At 62.2% G+C, this 682-nt stretch carries 1 protein-coding gene; it reads right to left on the reverse strand.

Going from position 1 to position 682, the window contains the following annotated elements; translation table 11 throughout:
- Positions 1-682, reverse strand: a 682-nt coding sequence (locus K0F88_RS32330; RefSeq protein ID WP_257605247.1) for an Ig-like domain-containing protein, incomplete at both ends; no start/stop codon positions are given.

A 682-nucleotide genomic window follows, 5' to 3' on the forward strand; every position in this document is an offset into this window, starting at 1 on the left:
AACCCGGTGATGGTCAGCGTGCTGCCGAGCGGCGTGACGATGGATTGCGGGAAGCCTGCGGAGACGCCGCCGACCACCACGTTGATGCCACCGACGCTGAGGGTTTGCACGCCGTCGAGGGCAGTGATGGTGAAGGTGCCGCTTTGGGTCAACGCTGGCGCGTCGGGGCTGCTGCCATCGCTGAGGTTTTTCTCGTAGACGGTGAGTTCGCCGCCGTTGACGTTGAGGCCATCGATGGTCACTGGATCATCGTTATTGTGGATTTGCAGCACCAGGTTGGCGGTGCTGGTATCGCCGTCGGCATCGGTCAGGGTGTAGGTGAAATTCTCGGTGCCATCGCCACCGCCGTGCAGGGCTTTGAAATCCGCATCGCTGGTGTTGAGGGTGTAGGTGTACGTGCCGTTGGCGTTCAGCACCAACGTGCCGTAAGTCCCGACGAAGGTGCCCGGGGTGATCGGGCCGGCGTTCTCACCGATGGTCACGCGGTCAGCGCCTTGCACGTCGTTGGTCAGGACGTTGCCGTTGAGGGTCAGCAAGGTTTCCGAAGCGGTGCCGGCGTTGCTGTCATTCACGGCCTGTGGCAGGTCGTCGACAATGTTGACGTCGAGATTGCCGTTGGCGGTGGTGCCGTTGTCATCCACAACGGTGACGGCGAACTGCTCGGAGATTCCGTTGGCACCGT

The organism is Pseudomonas sp. UMAB-40 (assembly GCF_900095275.1).
GTDB classification, from domain to species: Bacteria; Pseudomonadota; Gammaproteobacteria; order Pseudomonadales; family Pseudomonadaceae; genus Aquipseudomonas; species Aquipseudomonas mandelii_B.